The 18,100-nt window shown below is 74.3% G+C and carries 25 protein-coding genes and 7 pseudogenes; 7 read left to right on the top strand and 25 right to left on the bottom strand.

Annotated elements, in window-relative coordinates:
• The first annotated feature begins 16 nt into the window (after positions 1-16).
• A complete protein-coding gene (locus U6N30_RS21635; RefSeq protein WP_324273916.1) occupies positions 17-760 on the top strand; it encodes an energy-coupling factor ABC transporter ATP-binding protein in 744 nt (247 codons plus the stop codon).
• Positions 761-769: 9 nt separating this feature from the next.
• Here U6N30_RS21635 and U6N30_RS21640 read toward each other — a convergent pair whose 3' ends face one another.
• The 3 genes from U6N30_RS21640 to U6N30_RS21650 are packed head-to-tail and all read right to left on the bottom strand — an operon-like array spanning position 770 to position 1,688.
• A complete protein-coding gene (locus tag U6N30_RS21640) occupies positions 770-1,111 on the bottom strand; it encodes a hypothetical protein (RefSeq protein ID WP_324278406.1) in 342 nt (113 codons plus the stop codon).
• Complete coding sequence (locus tag U6N30_RS21645; RefSeq protein WP_324278601.1) at positions 1,090-1,224, bottom strand: hypothetical protein; 135 nt, start codon at positions 1,222-1,224, stop codon at positions 1,090-1,092. The genes U6N30_RS21640 and U6N30_RS21645 overlap by 22 nt, the downstream gene beginning before the upstream one ends.
• Entirely contained in the window at positions 1,218-1,688 is a 471-nt protein-coding gene (locus U6N30_RS21650) for a signal recognition particle receptor subunit alpha (protein WP_324273917.1), read from the bottom strand. Before U6N30_RS21650 ends, U6N30_RS21645 begins: the two co-directional genes overlap by 7 nt.
• 382 nt (positions 1,689-2,070) lie before the next feature.
• On the opposite strand from U6N30_RS21650, the pseudogene U6N30_RS35650 reads away from it, so the two are divergent.
• From U6N30_RS35650 to U6N30_RS21665, 4 genes and pseudogenes are all read left to right on the top strand, one after another.
• A pseudogene (locus tag U6N30_RS35650) lies at positions 2,071-2,286 on the top strand (DUF7800 domain-containing protein); the annotation flags it as partial.
• Positions 2,287-2,306: 20 nt separating this feature from the next.
• Positions 2,307-3,443 carry an alkaline phosphatase D family protein gene (locus tag U6N30_RS21655; protein ID WP_324273918.1) on the top strand — a complete coding sequence of 379 codons (1,137 nt, stop codon included), beginning with the start codon at positions 2,307-2,309 and terminating at the stop codon, positions 3,441-3,443.
• The gene (locus U6N30_RS21660) at positions 3,383-3,742 is read left to right on the top strand and encodes a hypothetical protein (protein ID WP_324273919.1); all 360 of its coding nucleotides are present in this window, start codon (positions 3,383-3,385) and stop codon (positions 3,740-3,742) included. Before U6N30_RS21655 ends, U6N30_RS21660 begins: the two co-directional genes overlap by 61 nt.
• A 68-nt stretch (positions 3,743-3,810) precedes the next feature.
• On the top strand, positions 3,811-4,572 hold the full coding sequence (locus tag U6N30_RS21665) for an endonuclease/exonuclease/phosphatase family protein (RefSeq protein ID WP_324273920.1): 762 nt from the start codon (positions 3,811-3,813) through the stop codon (positions 4,570-4,572).
• On the opposite strand, the gene U6N30_RS21670 is transcribed toward U6N30_RS21665, so the two are convergent.
• The 18 genes and pseudogenes from U6N30_RS21670 to U6N30_RS21755 form a co-directional block, all read right to left on the bottom strand.
• A complete protein-coding gene (locus tag U6N30_RS21670; RefSeq protein ID WP_324273921.1) occupies positions 4,552-5,010 on the bottom strand; it encodes a hypothetical protein in 459 nt (152 codons plus the stop codon). The genes U6N30_RS21665 and U6N30_RS21670 overlap by 21 nt on opposite strands.
• A gap of 64 nt (positions 5,011-5,074) precedes the next feature.
• Positions 5,075-6,118 carry an AAA family ATPase gene (locus U6N30_RS21675; protein ID WP_324273922.1) on the bottom strand — a complete coding sequence of 348 codons (1,044 nt, stop codon included), beginning with the start codon at positions 6,116-6,118 and terminating at the stop codon, positions 5,075-5,077.
• Positions 6,058-8,640, bottom strand: coding sequence for a chromosome segregation protein SMC (gene smc / locus U6N30_RS21680; RefSeq protein WP_324273923.1), 2,583 nt, complete (start codon positions 8,638-8,640; stop codon positions 6,058-6,060). Before smc ends, U6N30_RS21675 begins: the two co-directional genes overlap by 61 nt.
• Before the next feature lie 96 nt (positions 8,641-8,736).
• Complete coding sequence (locus U6N30_RS21685) at positions 8,737-8,928, bottom strand: hypothetical protein (protein WP_324273924.1); 192 nt, start codon at positions 8,926-8,928, stop codon at positions 8,737-8,739.
• 149 nt (positions 8,929-9,077) lie between these two features.
• Entirely contained in the window at positions 9,078-9,302 is a 225-nt protein-coding gene (locus U6N30_RS21690; protein ID WP_324273925.1) for an acylphosphatase, read from the bottom strand.
• 40 nt (positions 9,303-9,342) lie between these two features.
• Positions 9,343-9,513, bottom strand: coding sequence for a zinc finger domain-containing protein (locus U6N30_RS21695; protein WP_324273926.1), 171 nt, complete (start codon positions 9,511-9,513; stop codon positions 9,343-9,345).
• A gap of 98 nt (positions 9,514-9,611) precedes the next feature.
• Positions 9,612-9,719: pseudogene (locus U6N30_RS21700) on the bottom strand (bifunctional DNA-formamidopyrimidine glycosylase/DNA-(apurinic or apyrimidinic site) lyase); the annotation flags it as partial.
• 35 nt (positions 9,720-9,754) lie between these two features.
• Positions 9,755-10,474: a DNA-formamidopyrimidine glycosylase family protein gene (locus U6N30_RS21705; RefSeq protein WP_422678135.1), complete on the bottom strand. Its 720-nt coding sequence runs from the start codon at positions 10,472-10,474 to the stop codon at positions 9,755-9,757.
• 72 nt (positions 10,475-10,546) lie between these two features.
• A pseudogene (locus U6N30_RS34405) lies at positions 10,547-10,989 on the bottom strand (ribonuclease III family protein); the annotation flags it as partial.
• A 15-nt stretch (positions 10,990-11,004) separates the two neighbouring features.
• Positions 11,005-11,163: a 50S ribosomal protein L32 gene (rpmF, locus tag U6N30_RS21715; RefSeq protein ID WP_479690623.1), complete on the bottom strand. Its 159-nt coding sequence runs from the start codon at positions 11,161-11,163 to the stop codon at positions 11,005-11,007.
• 151 nt (positions 11,164-11,314) lie between these two features.
• Positions 11,315-11,836, bottom strand: a pseudogene (locus U6N30_RS21720) (YceD family protein); the annotation flags it as partial.
• 145 nt (positions 11,837-11,981) lie between these two features.
• Positions 11,982-12,263, bottom strand: coding sequence for a hypothetical protein (locus U6N30_RS21725; RefSeq protein WP_324273928.1), 282 nt, complete (start codon positions 12,261-12,263; stop codon positions 11,982-11,984).
• Positions 12,176-13,225, bottom strand: a complete 1,050-nt coding sequence (coaD, locus tag U6N30_RS21730) for a pantetheine-phosphate adenylyltransferase (protein WP_324273929.1) — start codon at positions 13,223-13,225, stop codon at positions 12,176-12,178. The genes U6N30_RS21725 and coaD overlap by 88 nt, the downstream gene beginning before the upstream one ends.
• Positions 13,150-13,704 (bottom strand): 16S rRNA (guanine(966)-N(2))-methyltransferase RsmD, encoded by a 555-nt coding sequence (gene rsmD, locus U6N30_RS21735; protein ID WP_324273930.1) that lies wholly within the window; start codon positions 13,702-13,704, stop codon positions 13,150-13,152. Before rsmD ends, coaD begins: the two co-directional genes overlap by 76 nt.
• 93 nt (positions 13,705-13,797) lie before the next feature.
• Positions 13,798-13,959: a hypothetical protein gene (locus U6N30_RS21740; RefSeq protein WP_324273931.1), complete on the bottom strand. Its 162-nt coding sequence runs from the start codon at positions 13,957-13,959 to the stop codon at positions 13,798-13,800.
• Positions 13,929-14,339: a helicase-related protein gene (locus tag U6N30_RS21745; protein WP_324273932.1), complete on the bottom strand. Its 411-nt coding sequence runs from the start codon at positions 14,337-14,339 to the stop codon at positions 13,929-13,931. Before U6N30_RS21745 ends, U6N30_RS21740 begins: the two co-directional genes overlap by 31 nt.
• A complete protein-coding gene (locus tag U6N30_RS21750; protein ID WP_324273933.1) occupies positions 14,321-14,785 on the bottom strand; it encodes a hypothetical protein in 465 nt (154 codons plus the stop codon). Before U6N30_RS21750 ends, U6N30_RS21745 begins: the two co-directional genes overlap by 19 nt.
• Positions 14,695-15,108: pseudogene (locus U6N30_RS21755) on the bottom strand (DEAD/DEAH box helicase); the annotation flags it as partial. The pseudogene U6N30_RS21755 and the gene U6N30_RS21750, both read right to left, overlap by 91 nt.
• A 14-nt stretch (positions 15,109-15,122) precedes the next feature.
• Between U6N30_RS21755 and U6N30_RS21760 the strand changes: the two are divergent.
• The gene (locus U6N30_RS21760) at positions 15,123-15,536 is read left to right on the top strand and encodes a hypothetical protein (protein ID WP_324273934.1); all 414 of its coding nucleotides are present in this window, start codon (positions 15,123-15,125) and stop codon (positions 15,534-15,536) included.
• Here the strand turns inward: U6N30_RS21760 and U6N30_RS21765 are convergent.
• From U6N30_RS21765 to U6N30_RS21780, 4 genes and pseudogenes are all read right to left on the bottom strand, one after another.
• Positions 15,487-15,981, bottom strand: coding sequence for a hypothetical protein (locus tag U6N30_RS21765; protein WP_324273935.1), 495 nt, complete (start codon positions 15,979-15,981; stop codon positions 15,487-15,489). The genes U6N30_RS21760 and U6N30_RS21765 overlap by 50 nt on opposite strands.
• Positions 15,972-16,529, bottom strand: a complete 558-nt coding sequence (locus U6N30_RS21770; protein ID WP_324273936.1) for a hypothetical protein — start codon at positions 16,527-16,529, stop codon at positions 15,972-15,974. Before U6N30_RS21770 ends, U6N30_RS21765 begins: the two co-directional genes overlap by 10 nt.
• Positions 16,530-16,741: 212 nt before the next feature.
• Positions 16,742-17,122 (bottom strand): annotated as a pseudogene (locus U6N30_RS21775) (hypothetical protein); the annotation flags it as partial.
• Positions 17,077-17,898 (bottom strand): annotated as a pseudogene (locus tag U6N30_RS21780) (DAK2 domain-containing protein); the annotation flags it as partial. The pseudogenes U6N30_RS21775 and U6N30_RS21780, both read right to left, overlap by 46 nt.
• Between U6N30_RS21780 and U6N30_RS21785 the strand changes: the two are divergent.
• Entirely contained in the window at positions 17,846-18,007 is a 162-nt protein-coding gene (locus tag U6N30_RS21785; protein ID WP_479690527.1) for a large ribosomal subunit protein bL28, read from the top strand. The pseudogene U6N30_RS21780 and the gene U6N30_RS21785 sit on opposite strands and share 53 nt — an antisense overlap.
• Positions 18,008-18,100 lie beyond the last annotated feature (93 nt).

Genomic DNA, 18,100 nt, shown 5'->3' on the forward strand with positions numbered 1-18,100 from the left:
TGTCCGTGGCGATCGCGTGAGCACCCCGCCGTCCCTGCTGGTCGAGGACCTGGCGTTCGCCTACCCCGACGGGCACCAGGCGCTGTTCGGTGTCGACCTGCGCATCGGCCGCGGCGAGCGGGTCGCCCTGCTCGGCCCCAACGGGGCCGGCAAGACCACCCTGGTGCTGCACCTCAACGGCATCCTGCGCGCCGGCCGGGGCCGGGTCGCAGTCGCCGGCCTCCCCGTGACGAAGTCCTCCCTGCAGGAGGTCCGGCGGCGGGTGGGGATCGTCTTCCAGGACCCCGACGACCAGCTGTTCATGCCGACGGTCGGCGAGGACGTGGCGTTCGGTCCGCGCAACCTCGGGCTGCCCGAGGACGAGGTGGCCGCCCGCGTCGCCGAGGCGCTCGAGCAGGTGGGGATGTCGTGGTGCGGCGACCGGCCGCCGCACCACCTGTCCTTCGGGCAGCGCCGCCGGGTCGCGGTCGCGACGGTGCTGTCGATGCACCCCGAGATCCTGGTGCTCGACGAACCCTCCTCGAACCTCGACCCCGCCGGGCGCCGCGAGCTGGCCGAGGTGCTCCAGGCCCTGCCGGTGACCCTGCTGATGGTCACCCACGACCTGCCCTACGCCCTGCAGCTGTGCCCGCGGTCGGTGGTCCTCGACGGCGGTGTGGTGGTCGCCGACGCGCCCACCCGCGAGCTCCTGGCCGACACCGAACTGCTCGGCCGGCACCGGCTGGAGCTGCCCTACGGCTTCGACCCCACGCGCGCCTGACGCAGGACCTCAGGCGGCCGCGGACTCCTCGCCGCCGACGAGCCCCTCCGCGAACGCGCGCGGCTCGAAGGGCGCCAGATCGTCCGGACCCTCGCCGAGCCCGATCAGCTTCACCGGGATGCCCAGCTCGCGCTGGACGGAGACCACGATGCCGCCCTTGGCCGTCCCGTCGAGCTTGGTGAGCACGATGCCGGTGACGGTGACGGCCTCGGTGAACACCCGCGCCTGCACGACGCCGTTCTGGCCGGTCGTCGCGTCGAGCACGAGCAGCACCTCGGTCACCGGCGACACCTTCTCGACGACCCGCTTGACCTTGCCCAGCTCGTCCATCAGGCCCGACTTGGTGTGCAGCCGGCCAGCGGTGTCGACGAGGACTGCGTCGACCTCCCCTCGACGCCGGTGCGCACCGCCTCGAAGGCGACCGAGGCCGGGTCGCCGCCCTCGCGGCCCCGCACGGTCAGCACGCCGACCCGCTCCCCCAGGTCTCCAACTGGTCGGCCGCCGCAGCGCGGAAGGTGTCCGCCGCACCGAGGACGACGCTCTTGCCGTCTCCCACGAGCACGCGCGCGATCTTGCCGACCGTGGTCGTCTTGCCGGCGCCGTTGACGCCGACGACGAGGACGACCCCGGGCCGTCCCTCGTGCCGTGTCGTGCCCAGCGTGCGGTCCATGTCCGGCCCGAGGACGGCGGTCAGTTCGCGGACGAGCAGCTCGCGCAGTTGGGGCCCCGACGCGGTCGCCAGCACCATCGTCTGGGTGCGCAGCCGCTCCACGATCTGGGTCGTCGCCGCGAGGCCGACGTCTGCGGCGAGGAGGGTCTCCTCGACCTCCTCCCAGTCGTCCTCGGTGAGCTTCTCGCGCGCGAGCACCGTGAGCAGCCCGCGGCCGAGCGAGGACTGCGAGCGGGCGAGCCGCGAGCGCAGCCGCACGAGCCGGCCCGCCGACGGCGGGGGCGTCTCGAAGACCAGACCGGGTTCCGGCTCGGCCGGGGGCAGCTCGACCTCGGCGGGCGACTCGGGCTGGACGGCGTCGGGCTGGTCGACGACAGGAGCGGGTCGCTCCGCCGGGGGCGCGGCCGGGTGAGCGTCGTCCCGGCTGCCGCGTCGTCGTCCAGACGGGTGGTCCGGCGGCCCTTGCCGACCAGCAGGCCGACCCCGGCGATGAGTGCGACGACGAGGATCGCGAGGGCGATCAGGACGAATTCCATGGTGGGAGTCTCCCAGTCCTGACCCCGACCTCACACCGGACCTCACAGCCGACCTCACAGCCGACGCTGCGGCGGCGCACAGCCCGATGGGTCAGGCTGGGGGCATGCCCGCCCCCGACCGGTCCTCACCGGCACTCCTGCTCGGCCCCCTGCTGCGGCACGTCGACCCGGTCTCCGCCACGGTCTGGGTCGAGACCGACCGGCCGTGCACGGTCGACGTCCTGGGCCGGAGCGCGCGCACCTTCTGCGTCGGGGACCACCACTACGCGCTGGTCGTGGTGGAGGACCTCGAACCCGGCAGCACGACGCCGTACGAGGTGCGCCTGGACGACGTCCGGGTGTGGCCGCCCGAGGACTCGACGTTCCCGGCCAGCCGGATCCGGACGCCGGGTGGTCCGGGGCGTTCCGGTTGGCCTTCGGCTCCTGCCGCTACGCCAGCCCGGGCACCGTCGAGGCCTCCGAGGGGATCCCGCCCGACGCCCTGGACCTGTACGCCAGCCAGGTGGCGTCCCTGCCGGAGGACCGGTGGCCCGACGCGCTGGTCCTCCTGGGCGACCAGGTCTACGCCGACGAGCTCACGAAGCAGACGAAGTCGCTGCTGCACCGCCGACGGGACCGGACCGGAGGGGACAGGACGATGGACGACCAGGTGGTGGACTTCGAGGAGTACACCCGGCTGTACTACGAGTCCTGGCAGGACCCGCAGGTGCGGTGGCTGCTGTCCACCATCCCGTCGTCGATGATCTTCGACGACCACGAGATGATCGACGACTGGAACACCTCGGCGGCCTGGCGGGCCACGGCGTCGCAGCAGCCGTGGTGGTCCGGGCGGATCATCGGCGGCCTGGTCAGCTACTGGGTCTACCAGCACCTGGGCAACCTCAGCCCGCAGGAGCTGGCGGCGAACAAGACGTGGCAGGCGATCCAGGGCATGGCTGCCGACGACGCCACCCGGGACGCCGAGCCGATGCTGCGCGAGATGGCCGAGCTGGCCGACGCCGAACCGGCGACGATCCGGTGGAGCTACGTGCGGCACTGGGGTGACGCGCGGCTGATCATGGTCGACACCAGGGCCGGCCGGGTCCTGGAAGAGCAGCACCGCCGGATGCTCGACGAGGACGAGTTCGCCTGGGTGGAGGCGGCGATGCGCCGCGCGGTGGACGAGGGTGTCGAGCACCTGATCCTCGGCACCTCGCTGCCCTGGCTGCTGCCGCACGCGATCCACAACCTGGAGCGGTGGAACGAGACCCTCAACGTGCGACACCACGGCCGGTGGCGTGGGCGGATCTCCGAGGTCGTGCGCCAGGCATCCGATCTCGAGCACTGGGCGGCGTTCGGGCACTCCTTCGAACGACTGGGCGAGGCGGTCACGCGGGTGGCGCGGGAGAGCACGGCCGGGCACCGTCCACGACCCTGGTGCTCTCCGGCGACGTCCACCACGCCTACGCCGCGGAACTGGTGCAGCCCGGCGATCTGATCAGCCGCGTGCACCAGCTCACCGTCTCCCCGCTGCACAACCAGGCGCCGCACCCCATCCGCCTCGGCTTCAAGATCGGCTGGAGCAGGAGGGCACGACGGCTGACCGAGCGACTGGCCCGGTGGGTCCAGGCCGACTCGACCGCGTTGGAGTGGGACAAGCAGGCCGGACCGTTCTTCGGCAACCAGATCGGGGAGCTGGTGCTGCACGGCCGGGAGGCCCGCTTCCTGCTGTCGGTGTCGGAGAAGGGCGACGAGCACCTGCGGCAGGTGCTCGACAGCCCGTTGTCGGACGGGTGACAGGCTGGACGCATGACTGGTGCGCACGGGGTGCGGCCCGCCCCTGGTCCCGACCAGCCCCCATCCCGGTGCGGCTGGTCACGTTCAACACCCACCACGGGGTCGGTGAGGACGCCCGGCACGACCTGCCGCGGCTGGCCACGCTCCTGGCCTCGGCCGACGCCGACGTGATCTGCCTCCAGGAGGTGGACCGGCACTTCGGCGACCGCAGCGAGGACGTCGACCAGGCGCTGCTGCTCTCCCGCGCCCTGGACATGCAACTGGCGTGGGGCCCCGCCATCGACGAACCGCGCCCGGGCGACCAGCCCCCGCGCCAGTACGGCAACGCGTTGCTCTCCCGCCTGCCGATCCTGGTCAGCGACGTGCACCCGCTGCCCGGCAGCGGTGAACCGCGCAGCGCCCTGCGGACGATGCTCGAGCTCGATGGCGGGACGCTGTGGGTCACCGCCACGCACCTGACCACCCGGTCGCCGCAGGAGCGGGCCGACCAGGTCGCGGCGCTGGCCGCGCTGCACACCGACGACATGGCCGCCGGCGTCCTCGTGGGTGACTTCAACGCCCGCCCCGACGCGCCGGAGCTGCACCCGCTCCGCGAGCGGTTCACCGACGCCTGGGAGCTGGCCGAGGACCGCGGGGACCAGGCCGGCTGGCGCTTCTGGCAGCGCGACGAGGGCACACCCACCCGGCGCGCTCGCCGCACCGGCGCATCGACCAGGCCTGGGTGTCCTCGGGCATCGCCGTCGCCTCGGCCCAGGTGCTGGACGCCGACGGGGCCTCGGACCACCTGCCGTTCATGGTCGACATGCGCGTCACCTCCGGCGTCTAGCTAGGGAGCGACCGGCGTCATCCCGAGCGGAGGCGTCGCCACCACGACGGGCGCTCGTCGGCCGACGGGGCGTCCCAGGCCTCCCAGCTGATCCGCTCGGGCGCGGGCATCGGCAGTGGCTCGTCGAGGAGTGGACCTCCAGGCCCGATAGCCGGCCGTGCCGGATGAACAGCAGCACCCCGCCGATCGGCTCGCCCGCCGCGTCGACGACGGCGCCCTCGACCGGCGTCGGGCCGACGGCGGACGAGCCGGGGACGTCCTCGGGCACGTGCAGGTCGATGGTGACGCACCCGCACTCGCAGCCGGTCGAGGCCGTCGCTCGCCGCGCCTGCGCCCGGAGCTCCTCCACGCCGTCGAACTCGTGGTCGAGCAGCGCGTCGAGCAGCGCCCGCTCGGTCGTCGTCAGCGGACGCCGTGCACCAGAGTGATCGTCGCGGCCCACGGGTCCACTCTGGTACCGCGACGGGCTACCGGCTCGTCGAAGCGGCCGCCGGGCGGCCCTCGGGTCAGGATGCCTCGAGCTCCCGGAGCCGCTGGCTGATCACGCCGGTGATGCCGTCGCCGCGCATGCTCACCCCGTAGAGGGCGTCGGCGATCTCCATCGTGCGCTTCTGGTGGGTGATGACGATCAGCTGCGACGTCGACCGCAGCTGCTCGATCAGGGTGAGCAACCGGCCGAGGTTGATGTCGTCGAGTGCGGCCTCGACCTCGTCGAGGACGTAGAACGGCGACGGCCGTGCCCGGAAGATCGCGACGAGCAGCGCGACGGCGGTCAGCGAGCGTTCCCCACCGGACAGCAGCGACAGCCGCTTGACCTTCTTGCCGGGCGGCCTCGCCTCCACCTCGATGCCGGTCGTGAGCATGCTGTCGGGCTCGGTGAGCACCAACCGGCCCTGGCCGCCGGGGAACAGCGTCGCGAAGACGCCCTCGAACTCGCGGGCGACGTCGGCGAACGCGGCGGCGAAGACGTCGTGGATCCGCTCGTCGACCTCGCGGACGACGGTGAGCAGGTCCCGGCGGGTGTTCTTGAGGTCCTCGAGCTGGGTGGCCAGGAAGCCGTGCCGCTCCTCCAGGGCCGCGAACTCCTCCAGAGCCAGCGGGTTGACCTTGCCGAGGGTGGCGAGGTCGCGCTCGGCCTGGGCGGCCCGGCGTTCCTGGACGGCGCGGTCGTAGGGCAACGGATCGGGCTCGGGCTCCCCGGCCGTCTCGGCGGCGGCGACCTGCTGCGGCGTGGGCGGCACCGGCGCCGTGGGGCCGTACTCCCCGAGCAGGGTCGGCAGGTCGACGCCGTACTCCTCGGCGGCCCGTCCCTCGAGGGCCTCGATGCGCAGGCGCTGCTCGGCGCGGGCGACCTCGTCACGGTGCACCTCGTCGGTCAGGCGATCCAGCTCGGCGGTGGCCGCGCGGACGCGGGCCCGCACCTCGAGGAGCTCGGCCTCGGCGGCGGCGCGGGATCCGGCCAGCTCGTCGCGCTCGGACGCTGCCCGGGTCAGCGAGGTCGCCAGCACCTCGAGCGCCGTGGCGGCGTCGTCGCGCACGCGGGCGGCCACCGACGCCCCCGTTCCCGGGCCACCCGGGCCGCGGCCGCCCGTTCCCGGGCGGCTCGTTCCTGCCGGGCCTGCCGGCGCAGCGACTCCGCCCGTCCGTGCAGGGCCCGCGCCCGCTCCTCGGCGGTCCGGACCGCCAGCCGGGCCTCGGTCTCCGCCTGCCGGGCCGCGGCGACGTCGGCCCGCAGGCGGTCGCGGACCTCGGTCGAGGGCTCCTCCTCCACCGGGGCGGCCTCGGCCTCGGCCAGCCGCTGCTCGAGCCCCGCCAGCTCGGACAGCACCTGCTCCAGGGCCTGCTCGGCACGGACCCGGGCGGCGAGTGACCGCTGCGCCTCGGCTTCGGCGGACCGCGCGGCGGCGCCCAGCTCGGCGAGCTCGGCCGCCACCGCCGAGCGCGAGCGGTCCGACGCCTGACGGGCGACGAGCGCCGCATCGACGTCGGACGAGCGCAGCGTGGCGGCCTCGCGCGCGGCGGCGAGCTCCTCGGCGAGCGACGTCGCCCGCGCCTCGGCGGCTCGGAGCTCCGCCGCCGCCTCGTCGACGCGCGCCCGGACGACGAGGTTCGAGGGCGCGTCGGTCTGCCCGCCGACCGCCCAGTCGGCACCCACGAGATCACCGGCGGCGGTCACGGCGCGCACCCGGGGATGCGCACCGACCAGTGCGACGGCGGCCTCCAGGTCGTGCACCACCGCGACCCGTTCCAGTGCGCGCGCCAGCGCCGGACGCAGCTCCTCGGGGGCCTCGACGACGTCGAGCGCCCATCGCGCGTCCTCCGGGAGGACCGGCCAGCCGTCCCGCGGCACCGGCGGCAGACCGCCCGTGACCAGGAGACCGGCCCGCCCTCCGTCGGCGCCCTTCAGGTGGGCGAGTGCGGCGGCGGCCTCGACGACCCCGGAGACCACGACGGCGTCGGCCATCCCGCCCAGGGCGGCGGCGACCGCCAGCTCGTCGCCGGGGCGCACGGTCAGCCGGTCGGCCACCGGACCGAGCACGCCGGCCAGACCCGAGGCGAGCACGGCGGCCGCCCCGTCCACCGGGGTGAGGCCCTGGGCGAGGGCATCCCTGCGCGCCTGCCAGGAGGCCCGGTCCCGCTCAGCGGCGCGCTCGGCTCCGGTCAGCTCGGTGACCAGGCGGGCGGCGGCCGCGTGGGCGGCGACGGCCTCCTGGTGGGCGGTCTCCAGGGCCAGGTCGCCGTCCGCCTGATCGGACACCGAGTCGCGACGCTCGGCGAGCCGGTCCGCGGCGACCTCGGCACGGTCGGCGGCCTCGCCGGCGGCCAGGGTGAGCCGCTCGATCTCGGCCTGCCCGGCCGTGACGCGGGACCGCGCCGCGGCGACCTCACCGGACAGTCGCGCCAGGCCTTCGCGACGGTCGGCCAGCGCCCGGGCCGCGGCGACCCAGGCGCGCTCCTCCGCCGCCAGCGCCGTCTCCAGCTCGGCGCGCTGGGCGACGACGGCGGCCAGGCGTGCCCGCTCGGTCTCCAGCCCGGCGGCGAGCTCGGTCTCCGTCGCGGCGACCCGGTCGGCCTCCGCGTCGAGCTGGTCGGGGTCGCGACCGGGTGCCGACGCCGGCGCTTCGGCCGACAGGTGACGGTGCCGTTCGGCCGCGAGCGAGGCCACCCCGCGGAAGCGTTCTCCGAGTGCGGAGAGCCGGTACCAGGTGTCCGAGGCGGCCTGCAGCCGCGGGGCGCTCGCGGCGAGCGACGCCTCCAGCTCGGCCTCCCGGCGGGAGACCCCGGAGAGGTCCCGTTCCACGACGGCTCTCCGTTCGCGGGCAGCCGTCTCGTCGGCGACGTCCTTGTCGAGGGAGTCGCGGAGCTGGACGAGGTCGTCGGCCAGCAGCCGGAGGCGGGCATCGCGGAGGTCGGCCTGCACTCCCGCGGCGCGGCGGGCCACCTCGGCCTGCCGGCCCAGCGGCTTGAGCTGACGCCGGAGCTCGACGGTGAGGTCGCCGAGCCGGTCGAGGTTGTGCGTCATCCCCTCGAGCTTGCGGAGGGCCTTCTCCTTGCGCTTGCGGTGCTTGAGGACGCCGGCGGCCTCCTCGATGAAGGCGCGGCGGTCCTCGGGGCGGCCCGAGAGGACGGCATCGAGCTGGCCCTGGCCGACGATGACGTGCATCTCGCGGCCGATGCCGGAGTCGCTGAGCAGCTCCTGGACGTCGAGCAGCCGGACCTTGTCGCCGTTGATCTCGTACTCGCTCTCACCGGAGCGGTACATGCGGCGGGTGATCGAGACCTCGGTGTACTCGATCGGCAGCGCGCCGTCGGAGTTGTCGATCGTCAGCGTCACCTCGGCCCGGCCCAGGGCGGGGCGGCCGGCGGTGCCGGCGAAGATGACGTCCTCCATCTTGCCGCCGCGCAGGCTCTTCGCGCCCTGCTCGCCCAGGACCCAGGCGATCGCGTCGACGACGTTGGACTTGCCGGACCCGTTGGGGCCGACGACGGCGGTGATACCGGGCTCCAGCCGCAACGTGGTGGCGGACGCGAAGGACTTGAAGCCCTTGAGCGTCAGGCTGGAGAGGTGCACAGAACGGGGACCCTAGCCCAGGAAAAGCCCCGGATCCGGGATCCGCCGGGTATTGGTGCCGGTGTGACGGAGGGGTTCGGTACCGGGACCCGCTAGTTAGGCGAGCGCGGGCTCGGCGTTCTCGCCGGCCATCGACAGCAGCTCGTGGGCGATGGCGGCGTCGCGCTGCGCGCGCAGCTCCTCGAGTTCCCGCTCCAGCCGTCGCACCTTGGCCCGCAGGATCGCGTTCTCCTCGACCACTCGGAGTTCCGCGGGTGCTACGACGTGACCGAACAGGGCCTTGGCCATGACTGCACGGGCCTTTCCGAGCGAGGAGGTGAGCCCGGCGCCCCGGGTGACGGTCGGCGCGAGCTGTGGTATCCCCAGGGTGACAGGCCCCGACACGCAGGTCAACGCGAAGTGTGCCTACTCCCCGTGTCGGGTGGATGTCGCGTTCGTCACTCCGTGGTGAACGTCGATCCACCTCGAACCGGCTCGTCCCGCACGTCCACGGCGGCCACGGCACCGGGGGCGCGGGGACCGTCGAGCGCGGCCAGGACAGCGGCCACCGCGTCGTCGTCGCCGTCGAGCGCCACCTCGACGCGGCCGTCGGGCAGATTGCGCGCGTAGCCCGCCAGATCCGCGTCGCCGGCCAGCCCCCGGACGAACCAGCGGTAGCCCACCCCTGCACGTGCCCCGAGACCAGGGCCACCGCCCGGCGGCTCATGCCCGCCGCGCTCGCGGGCGTGGCTGGCACTGCGGGCAGCTGTAGCTGGAGCGGTTCATGAACGACTCCCGGCGGATGGAGGTCCCGCAGCGGGGACAGGGCCGGTCGGACTGCCCGTAGACGGCGAGGAAGCGGGAGAAGTAGCCGCTCTGCCCGTTGACGTCCACGTAGAGCGAGTCGAACGACGTACCGCCCTGCGCCAGCGCCTCCCCAGCACGTCGCGGACGCCGTCGAGGAGGTCGGCGACCTGGGCGCGGGTCAGCTTGTCCGTCGGGCGGGCACCGTGCAGCCGGGCCCGCCACAGCGCCTCGTCGGCGTAGATGTTGCCGACGCCCCCGATGAGCGTCTGGTCCAGCAGCGCCCGCTTGACCTCGGTGCGCCGCCGTCGGAGGGCCGCGGTGAAGGCCTCTACGTCGAACGCCTCATCGAGGGGTCGATGGCGATGTGTGCCAGGCGAGGCGGGATGACCCCGTCCGGCCCGCTCTCCTCCACGGCCAGCCCGCCGAAGGTGCGCTGGTCCACGAAGCGCAGCTCGCGGCCGCCGTCGGTGAAGGTGAAGCGGGCGCGCAGGTGCGTCTCGTCCGGCTGGGTGCGCTTCTCCACCAGCAGTTGCCCGCTCATGCCCAGGTGGGCGACCAGCGAGCGGCCTGACGGCGCCCCGTCCGGCTCGGCCACCGGCAGCCACAGGTACTTGCCGCGACGGTGTGCGGCGGTGAGCGTGCGCCCGGTCAGCGCCGCGACGAAGTGGTCGGCGCCCTCGAGGTGCCGGCGGACCGCCCGCGGGTGATGCACCTCGACCGTGGCGACCGTGCGCCCGGCCACCCACTGCTCCAGGCCCCGCCGCACCACCTCGACCTCGGGAAGCTCCGGCACGTCGTCAGACCTCCGTCGTGAGCGCCCGCCAGGCCGCCTCGGCGGCCTCCTGTTCGGCGGCCTTCTTGGTCCGGCCGCTGCCCTTCCGTAGACGGTGCCCGCGAGGAGCACCGAGGCGGCGAAGGTCTTGGCGTGGTCGGGACCCTCGTCCACCACCTGGTAGCTGGGCGCACCCAGTCCGCGGGCGGCGCCCAGCTCCTGGAGGCTGGTCTTCCAGTCCAGGCCGGCGCCGCGGGTCGCGGCCTCGACCAGCATGGGGTCGAAGAGCCGGTGGACGATGGCGGCGGCGCTGTCCAGGCCGCAGCCGAGGTGTACGGCTCCGATGAGGGCCTCGACGGCGTCGGCGAGGATCGAGTCCTTCTCCCGGCCGCCGGTGGTCTCCTCGCCCCGGCCGAGCAGCAGATGGGGCCCCACGCCACCGTCGCCGAGCCGTCGGGCGACGCCGGCGAGGAGGTCATGTTGACCACCGAGGCACGCAGCTTGGCCAGCTGGCCCTCGGGGAGGTCCGGCTGGCTGCGGTAGAGCTCGTCGGTGACGACCAGCCCGAGCACCGAGTCGCCCAGGAACTCCAGGCGTTCGTTGGTCGGCAGCCCGCCGTTCTCGTACGCGAAGGACCGGTGGGTGAGCGCCAGTCCGAGCAGCCCGTCGGGCAGCTCGACGCCGAGCGCGTCGCGGAGCCAGGCCGCGGACCGCTCGGCGTGCTCGGGACCGCCCGGTGGACGGCCGTCAGCCACGCTCCCGGAGGAGCGCGCCCCGGCGACCGTGCCCACCGTGGATCGCCGCGATCAGACCGAGAGAACCTGGCGGCCGTCGTACTGGCCGCAGGTCGGGCACGCCTGGTGCGGGGGCTTGAGCTCGCCGCAGGCGCGGTTCGGGCACGGCGACAGGGTCGGCGCGGTCGCCTTCCACATCGAACGGCGCGAACGGGTGTTGGCGCGGGACATCTTCCGCTTCGGGACAGCCACGGTCAGTTCTCCTCGGTGGTGGGGCTCTCGCCGGGGCGCCCGGCGAGGACGTGGGGGTGCCGAACTTCGCGGCGAGACCGGCCCAGCGGGCGTCGACGATCTCGTGCGCGTGGTCGTCGGGCAGGTCGTCGAGCCGCTGGCCGCATCCGGCGCACAGGCCGGCGCAGTCCTCGGTGCAGACCGGCGCCAGGGGCAGCGCCAGGACGATGGTGTCCCGGGCGAGCGGCTCGAGGTCGAGGTAGTCGCCCTCGATGCGGCGGACCTCGTCCTCCTCGCTGGTCGCCTCGGTGGTGCTGCCCTCGTAGGCGTACAGCTCCTGGACGTCGAGGGAGATGGTGTCCTCGATCGGCTCGAGGCAGCGGGCGCAGGAGCCGGTGACCGGTGCGTCGATCTCACCGCTGACGAGCACGCCCTCCATGACCGACTCCAGCCGCAGCCGCAGGTGCACGTCGTGTCCGGCGGGGACGCCGATCAGCTCCACCCGCCAGTCCTCGGGCGCGGGGGCCGTGCGGTCGAGTTCCTGCATCGATCCCGCGCGACGACCGAGCTCGCGGAGGTCCACGCGCCAGGGGTTGGCTGCGGGACGCCGGGCGTCGTGCGGCCGGAGGCCGGAGGACGCGGCGCCTGAGCGGAGCGGAGGAGCGGCAGACATGTCAGTACTCGCGGTAGGCAGTGGGGAAAGGGCGGCCGGGACCACGTGCGATGGAACGAGCGGCGGCCGGACCAGGGATCGAGACTACCCGATGAGCGGATCGGGCCGTCGGGGAGCGCAGCGGCTCAGCGGGGCCAGTCCCGGCTCAGGGTTCGCGCAGCGTCGTCCGGGCCTTCTCCACCGAGAGGAGCATGTGCTCGAGGGTCGTCTCGAAGTCCGCGAGGCGGCTGTCGACGTACTGGTCGACCTCGGCGCGCGTGCGCGCGGCGTCGGCGTGCGCCTGGGCGCCCAGCTCGTCGGCGCGGGACACGGCGCCGCGGTATACCTCGGTCTCGGTGATCAGCCGCTCGTGCTCGGCGTGCGCGGCCGCGATGATCTGGGCGTGCTGCGCCTGGGCGTCGCCCAGCAGCGCCTCTCGGTGGGCCATGCCCTCCGCGACCAGCCGCTCGGCCTCCGCCTCGGCCTCGGCGAGGATGTCGTCGGCGTCGGCCTGGGCTGCGGCGAGCAGCTCGTCGCGCTGGCGGCGTGCGGTGCCGAGCAGTTCGTCGCGCTGCCGCCGCGCAGAGTCCAGCAGCTGCTCGCTCTCCCCGGGTCCGGCCGGTGAGCCGCTCCGCCTCGGCCTGGGCCTGCTGGAGGATCTCGGTGCGCTGCTCGACGATCGCGCCGGCGGCCTGCACGTCCTCGGGCAACGACTCGCGCAGGTCGTCGAGCAGGTCCAGCAGGTGGTCGCGCGGCACCATGCACGAGCCCGACATCGGGACGCTGCGGGCGTTCTCGATGACCGTCGTCAGCTCGTCGACGGTCTCGTACAGCCGGTAGACCACCTCGGTCACGGGGGCCCTCTCGCCGCGTGCGCTCGCGGAGCCGGTCGTCGACGACCTTGGGCACCAGCCGGGAGACGTCGCCGCCGAACGTCGCGATCTGCTTGACCAGGCTCGACGACAGGTGGCCGACCTGCGGGGCGGTGGGGACGAACAGCGTCTCCACCGCGGCCAGCTCACGGTTCATCTGGGCCATCTGCAGCTCGTACTCGAAGTCGCTCACCGCGCGCAGCCCCTTGACGATCACCGGGATGTCGTGGGCGCGGCAGTAGTCGACGAGCAGGCCCTCGAAGCTGTCGACGGTCACGTTGGGCAGGTCGGCGACCGACTCGCGCAGGAGCTCCATGCGCTCGGTGACGGAGAACAGCCCGGCCTTGCCGGGGTTGACCAGGACGGCGACGACGAGCTCGTCGTAGAGGCCTGCGGCCCGGGTGATGACGTCGACGTGCCCGTTGGTCACCGGGTCGAAGGAGCCCGGGCACACAGCACGTCTCACGGGGAGCGACCGTACCGGAGCTGGGCCTCCCCGTAGCGGCGGTCGCGCAACCCGATCAGCGGTGTCGGCCACTCCCAGGGCTCCTCGCGGCTGCTGCGCTCGACCACGACGACGGCCTCGGGCGCCAGCCACCCGCCGCTCACCAGCGCTCCGAGCACGGTGAGCACCTCGTCGACCGGGGTGTCGTAGGGCGGGTCGGCCAGGACGACGTCGAACGCCGCAGGCGGCGTGCCTGCCACGACCGTGGGCACGGAACCCTTCACCACCCGTCCGCCCGGCAGCCCCACGGCCGCCAGGTTCTCCTTGAGGACGGGCAGCACCGCCGGGGAGGACTCGACGAAGACGACGGTCCCGGCCCCGCGGGAGAGTGCTTCGAGGCCCAGCGCCCCGGTGCCCGCGTAGAGGTCCAGGACGGCGGCGCCGCGGAGGTCGGTCAGGTGCCCGAGCGCGTTGAACAGCGCCTCGCGCGCCTTGTCGCCGGTGGGCCGGACACCGGCTTTCGGGACCTTGAGCCGACGTCCACCGGCGGTCCCCGAGATGAGTCTCGTCATGGCCCCGTCCAGAGGCTGCCCGACCGGATGGAACGGCCATCCTCCAGGGGCCCGCGCCGAGCCTGCGAGGCGTGGGGGAAGGGTGGTCCTTTCTCACGCCTTCTCCAGGTAGTCGGCACGTTCGTCGGTGGCCAGCCGGGCGACCTCGGCGGCGAGACCGGGGTGGTCGGCCAGACCGCGTTCGGTCTCCAGCAGCGCCGTGGCCTCGGCCCGGGCGGCGGCGATCAGCTCCTCGTCCTCCAGCAGCGACAGCATCCGCACACCCGAGCGTCGTCCCGACTGGGCGGCGCCGAGGATGTCCCCTCGCGCCGGGTCTCCAGGTCCAGCCGGGCCAGCTCGAAGCCGTCCGAGGTCGCGGCGACGGCGGCGAGTCGCTGACCGGTCGGCGAGGCGGAGGGCGCATCGGTGACCAGCAGGCAGAGCCCGGCGTGCCGGCCGCGGGCGACCCGGCCGCGCAGCTGGTGCAGCTGGCTGACGCCGAAACGGTCGGCGTCCATGACGACCATGACCGTGGCGTTGGGGACGTCCACGCCGACCTCGACCACCGTGGTCGCCACCAGGACGTCGATCTCGCGGTCGGCGAAGGCGCGCATGCGGGCGTCCTTCTCCTCCGGCGTCAGCCGGCCGTGCAGCACGTCGAGCCGGAGCCCCGCCAGCGGGCCGCTGCGCAGCAGCTCGGCGATGTCGAGGACGGCCAGGGCGGGCGCCGGTCGCTCGTCGGCTCGTCCTCGGGGGCGCCGTCGACGTCCTCGGGTTCGTCGTCGGCGCCGGCCTCCTCGCCGATCCGCGGGCAGACCACGTAGGCCTGGCGGCCGGCGGCGACCTCCTCGCGCAGCCGCTCCCAGGCGCGGTCGAGCCACGCCCGCTTCTCCCTCACCGGCACCACCGAGCTCGACACCCCGCCACGGCCGCTGGGCAGCTGGCGGAGGGTCGAGATCTCGAGGTCGCCGTAGACCGTCATCGCGACGGTCCGCGGGATCGGCGTGGCCGTCATGACCAGGACGTGCGGCGGGCGGGCGCCCTTGGCGCGCAGGGCGTCGCGCTGCTCCACGCCGAAGCGGTGCTGCTCGTCGACCACCACCAGACCGAGATCGGCGAAGTCCACCCCTCCTGCAGCAGCGCGTGCGTCCCGATGACGATGCCGGCGCGGCCCTCGGCCACCTCCGCGCGGGCCTCCCGCTTCGCGGCCGCCTTGAGCGAGCCGGTGAGCAGCGTGACCCGGGTGCCGGCCGGGTCGCCGTCGATCTCCCCGGCCCGGCCCAGCGGACCGAGCAGCTGCCGGATGCCGCGGGCGTGCTGAGCGGCCAGCACCTCGGTGGGCGCCAGCAGCGCGGCCTGGCCGCCGGCGTCGACGACCTGGGCCATGGCGCGCAGCGCGACGACCGTCTTGCCGGAGCCGACCTCCCCTGCAGCAACCGGTGCATCGGCTGATCGCGGTCCAGCTCCGCGGCCAGCTCATCCCCACCGCGCGCTGGCCGTCGGTCAGCGCGAAGGGCAGGGCGGCGTCGACCGCGTCGAGCAGGCCGCCGGTGCGCCGCGGCCGGGCCCGGCCCGGCTCGAGTGCCGCAGCGCGACGACGGGCCGCGAGGGTGAGCTGGAGGATCAGCGCCTCGTCCCACTTCAGCCGGTGTGCCGCGCGCTCGACGTCGTCCATGGTGGTGGGGCGGTGGATGTCGAGGAGGGCCGCGGCCAGCGGGAGGATCCCGTGCCGCCTGCGCATCTCCTCCGGCAACGGGTCCTCGACCAGGCCGGCGAGGTTGCCGGCGGGACCCAGCAGCAGCTTCACCGACTTCTGGATGACCCAGCTGGAGACGTCCTTGCTCGCCGGGTAGATCGGGATGAGCGCGCGGGCCCAGTCGTCCTCGCCGCTGTCGCCGTCCAGCAGGTGCAAGTCCGGGTGGGCGAACTGCTTCTCGCCGCGGTACTCCCCACCGTCCCGGCGAACATCCCCCAGGCGTCGACCTTGAGCGCGGCGTGCCGGTGGTTGAAGAAGACCAACTTCATCCGGCCGCTGCCGTCACCGACGACGACCTCGGTGAGGCTGCCCCGGCGGTTGCGCATCGGGCGGGTGGTGACGCTGCGGACCTGCGCCAGGACCGTGACGCGGTCGCCGACCTGGACGTCGGCGAGATCTGCCTGCTCGCCGCGGCTGGCGTAGCGGCGGGGGTAGTGGCGCAGCAGGTCGCGGACCGTGTGCAGGGCGAGCTGCTCGGCCATGCTCGTCGCCGTCTTCGGGCCGAGCACCCGGGAGAGCGGGGTCTCGAGGGTCACCGCCATGTGTTCACCCGCATGGCGCTACTCGACCCCGATCTGCAGGGGGACGTGCACGGGGCCGCCCCGTACCGGCTCACCTCGATGGTGGGGTGGGCCCGGGCCAGGTGCCGGCAGACGGTGTCGCCGAGCTCGGCGTCCTCGCCCACGAGCAGCGTGGCCAGTTCGCCGCCCGCGGACAGCAGGCGGTCGAGCAGCTCGCACGCGACGCCGGCCAGCTCGCTGCCGATGACGACGACGTCGCCCTCGGCGGAACCGAGCGCGTCGCCGGGCTGGCACCGGCCCGCCGACGTCAGGGCCTCCTGCTCGGCGACGGTGACCTCGGCCCAGCGGGTCGCTGCCGCGGCCTCGGCCATGGCGATGACGTCGTCGCCGAACCGGCGCGCCGGGTCGGACACCGCGATGGCGGCCAGGCCCTGGACCGGGGACCGGGTGGGGACCACGCCGACCTCCCGGCCGGCCTCACGGGCACGGGTGGCCGCCCGTGCCGCGACGGGGAGGAGCGCGGCGTCGTTGGGCAGCACGACGACCTCGTGGGCGGTCGAGCCGAGCACCCCTCCAGGACGTCGTCCTCCTGCACGCCCTCGGGGCCGCAGGTGACCACCCGGACGCCCTCGCCGCCGAACAGGGCAGCCAGCCCCTCGCTGGAGACGACGGCCACCACCGCACGGGTGCCCGGGCGAGGAGCCGTCGGCTGGACGGGAGCGAGCGGGGTCACCGAGATGCGGTGCGGGCGCCCCGCCTCGATGCCTGCCTCGATCGCTGCGCCGACGTCGGCGCAGTGCACGTGGACGTTCCACTCCCGGCCGGTCGGGGTGTCGACGCCGACGACGACGAGGCTGTCGCCGAGAGCTGCCAGCCGCTCGTGCAGCCGGGCCACGGCGTCCTCGTCGGCGTCGGCGAGCAGGAACTGCACCTCGCTGCCCGGGCCGGCCGGCGGCGCGTGCGGGAGGTGCTCCCCGGAGTGCGCATGGCCCCGCGTGTGGCCGTGGTCGCGGCGGGCCAGCGGGGGCGGGCCGGCTCGACGCCGGTCACCGTCGTCACCAGGGCATCGAGGACCAGGCAGAGGCCGGCGCCACCGGCGTCGACCACCCCGGCCTCGCGCAGGACCGCCAACTGGCCGGGGGTGGCCTCGAGGGCTGCCCACGCCCCGTCGGCAGCGGCACCGACGACGTCGGCGAGCTCCGTCCGCCCCGCGTCGACCGCCGCGACGGCCGCCTCGCCCGCGGCGCGCGCGACGGTGAGGAAGGTGCCTTCCTCGGGATCGGCCACCGCGCCGTACGCGGAGTCGGCGGCCTTCTGCAGCGCGGCCGCGAAGGCCGGACCGTCAGCAGGGGACTGCCCGGCGAGCTGGTCGGCCAGGCCGCGCAGGAGCTGGGCCAGGATGGTGCCGGAGTTGCCCCGTGCACCGAGGACCGCTCCCCGGGCGAGGACCGACCAGGCGGACTCGGTCGTGCGCAGAGCCTCCGCATCGAGCGCCGCGACGGCGGCCTGGGCGGTGAGGAGGAGGTTGGTGCCCGTGTCGCCGTCGGGCACGGGGAAGACGTTGAGGTCGTCCAGCCGGCCGCGGGCCTCGGACAGGACCTCGACCGCGGTCCGGTGCCACTGCCCGACCGCGGCGTCGTCCAGCGCCTCCACCACGGCCGGAGGGTACCTGTGGGAAGGGACAGGATCGGGCGTCAGACGGGAGAGGACACCCGTCCGGGACGCTCCGGGAGGGGCCGGCAACACGGGCGGCCGCGAGCGGTTAGACTGCTGGACGGTCTTGCTGCGGGTGCTGCCTTGCCCCGCCGTCTGTGAACGATTCTCTGGGAGTGATTCAACCGTGGCTGCCGTGTGCGATGTGTGTGGCAAGGGCCCCGGTTTCGGTATGTCGGTGTCGCACTCGCACCGCCGCACGCCGCGCCGGTGGAACCCGAACATCCAGTCCGTGCGGGCGCTGATCGCCCCGGCAACCGTCGCCGGATCAACGCGTGCACCTCGTGCATCCGCGCCGGCAAGGTCGTGCGCGCCTGATCCAGGCGTGCGCTGAACCAGAGAAGCCCGGAGGTCACCGACCTCCGGGCTTCTTCGTGTGCGCACGAGGCGGAGACGCCTGCGCCGGACTCACCGTCGGCTCGCCATC

This window comes from Blastococcus brunescens, from assembly GCF_035320885.1.
In the GTDB taxonomy this organism is placed as follows: domain Bacteria; phylum Actinomycetota; class Actinomycetes; order Mycobacteriales; family Geodermatophilaceae; genus Blastococcus_B; species Blastococcus_B brunescens.

Excerpts from the sequence above, each read along its gene's own strand:
- U6N30_RS21685 (WP_324273924.1), bottom strand. The coding sequence starts at position 8,928 with ATGGCCAAGGCCCTGTTCGGTCACGTCGTAGCACCCGCGGAACTCCGA.
- U6N30_RS21705 (WP_422678135.1), bottom strand. The coding sequence starts at position 10,474 with ATGCTGGTCGAGGCCGCGACCCGCGGCGCCGGCCTGGACTGGAAGACC.
- rpmF (WP_479690623.1), bottom strand. The coding sequence starts at position 11,163 with ATGTCCCGCGCCAACACCCGTTCGCGCCGTTCGATGTGGAAGGCGACC.
- U6N30_RS21725 (WP_324273928.1), bottom strand. The coding sequence starts at position 12,263 with ATGGCCCACCGAGAGGCGCTGCTGGGCGACGCCCAGGCGCAGCACGCC.
- rsmD (WP_324273930.1), bottom strand. The coding sequence starts at position 13,704 with ATGACGAGACTCATCTCGGGGACCGCCGGTGGACGTCGGCTCAAGGTC.
- U6N30_RS21740 (WP_324273931.1), bottom strand. The coding sequence starts at position 13,959 with ATGCTGTCGCTGCTGGAGGACGAGGAGCTGATCGCCGCCGCCCGGGCC.
- U6N30_RS21765 (WP_324273935.1), bottom strand. The coding sequence starts at position 15,981 with ATGGCGGTGACCCTCGAGACCCCGCTCTCCCGGGTGCTCGGCCCGAAG.
- U6N30_RS21785 (WP_479690527.1), top strand. The coding sequence starts at position 17,846 with ATGTCGGTGTCGCACTCGCACCGCCGCACGCCGCGCCGGTGGAACCCG.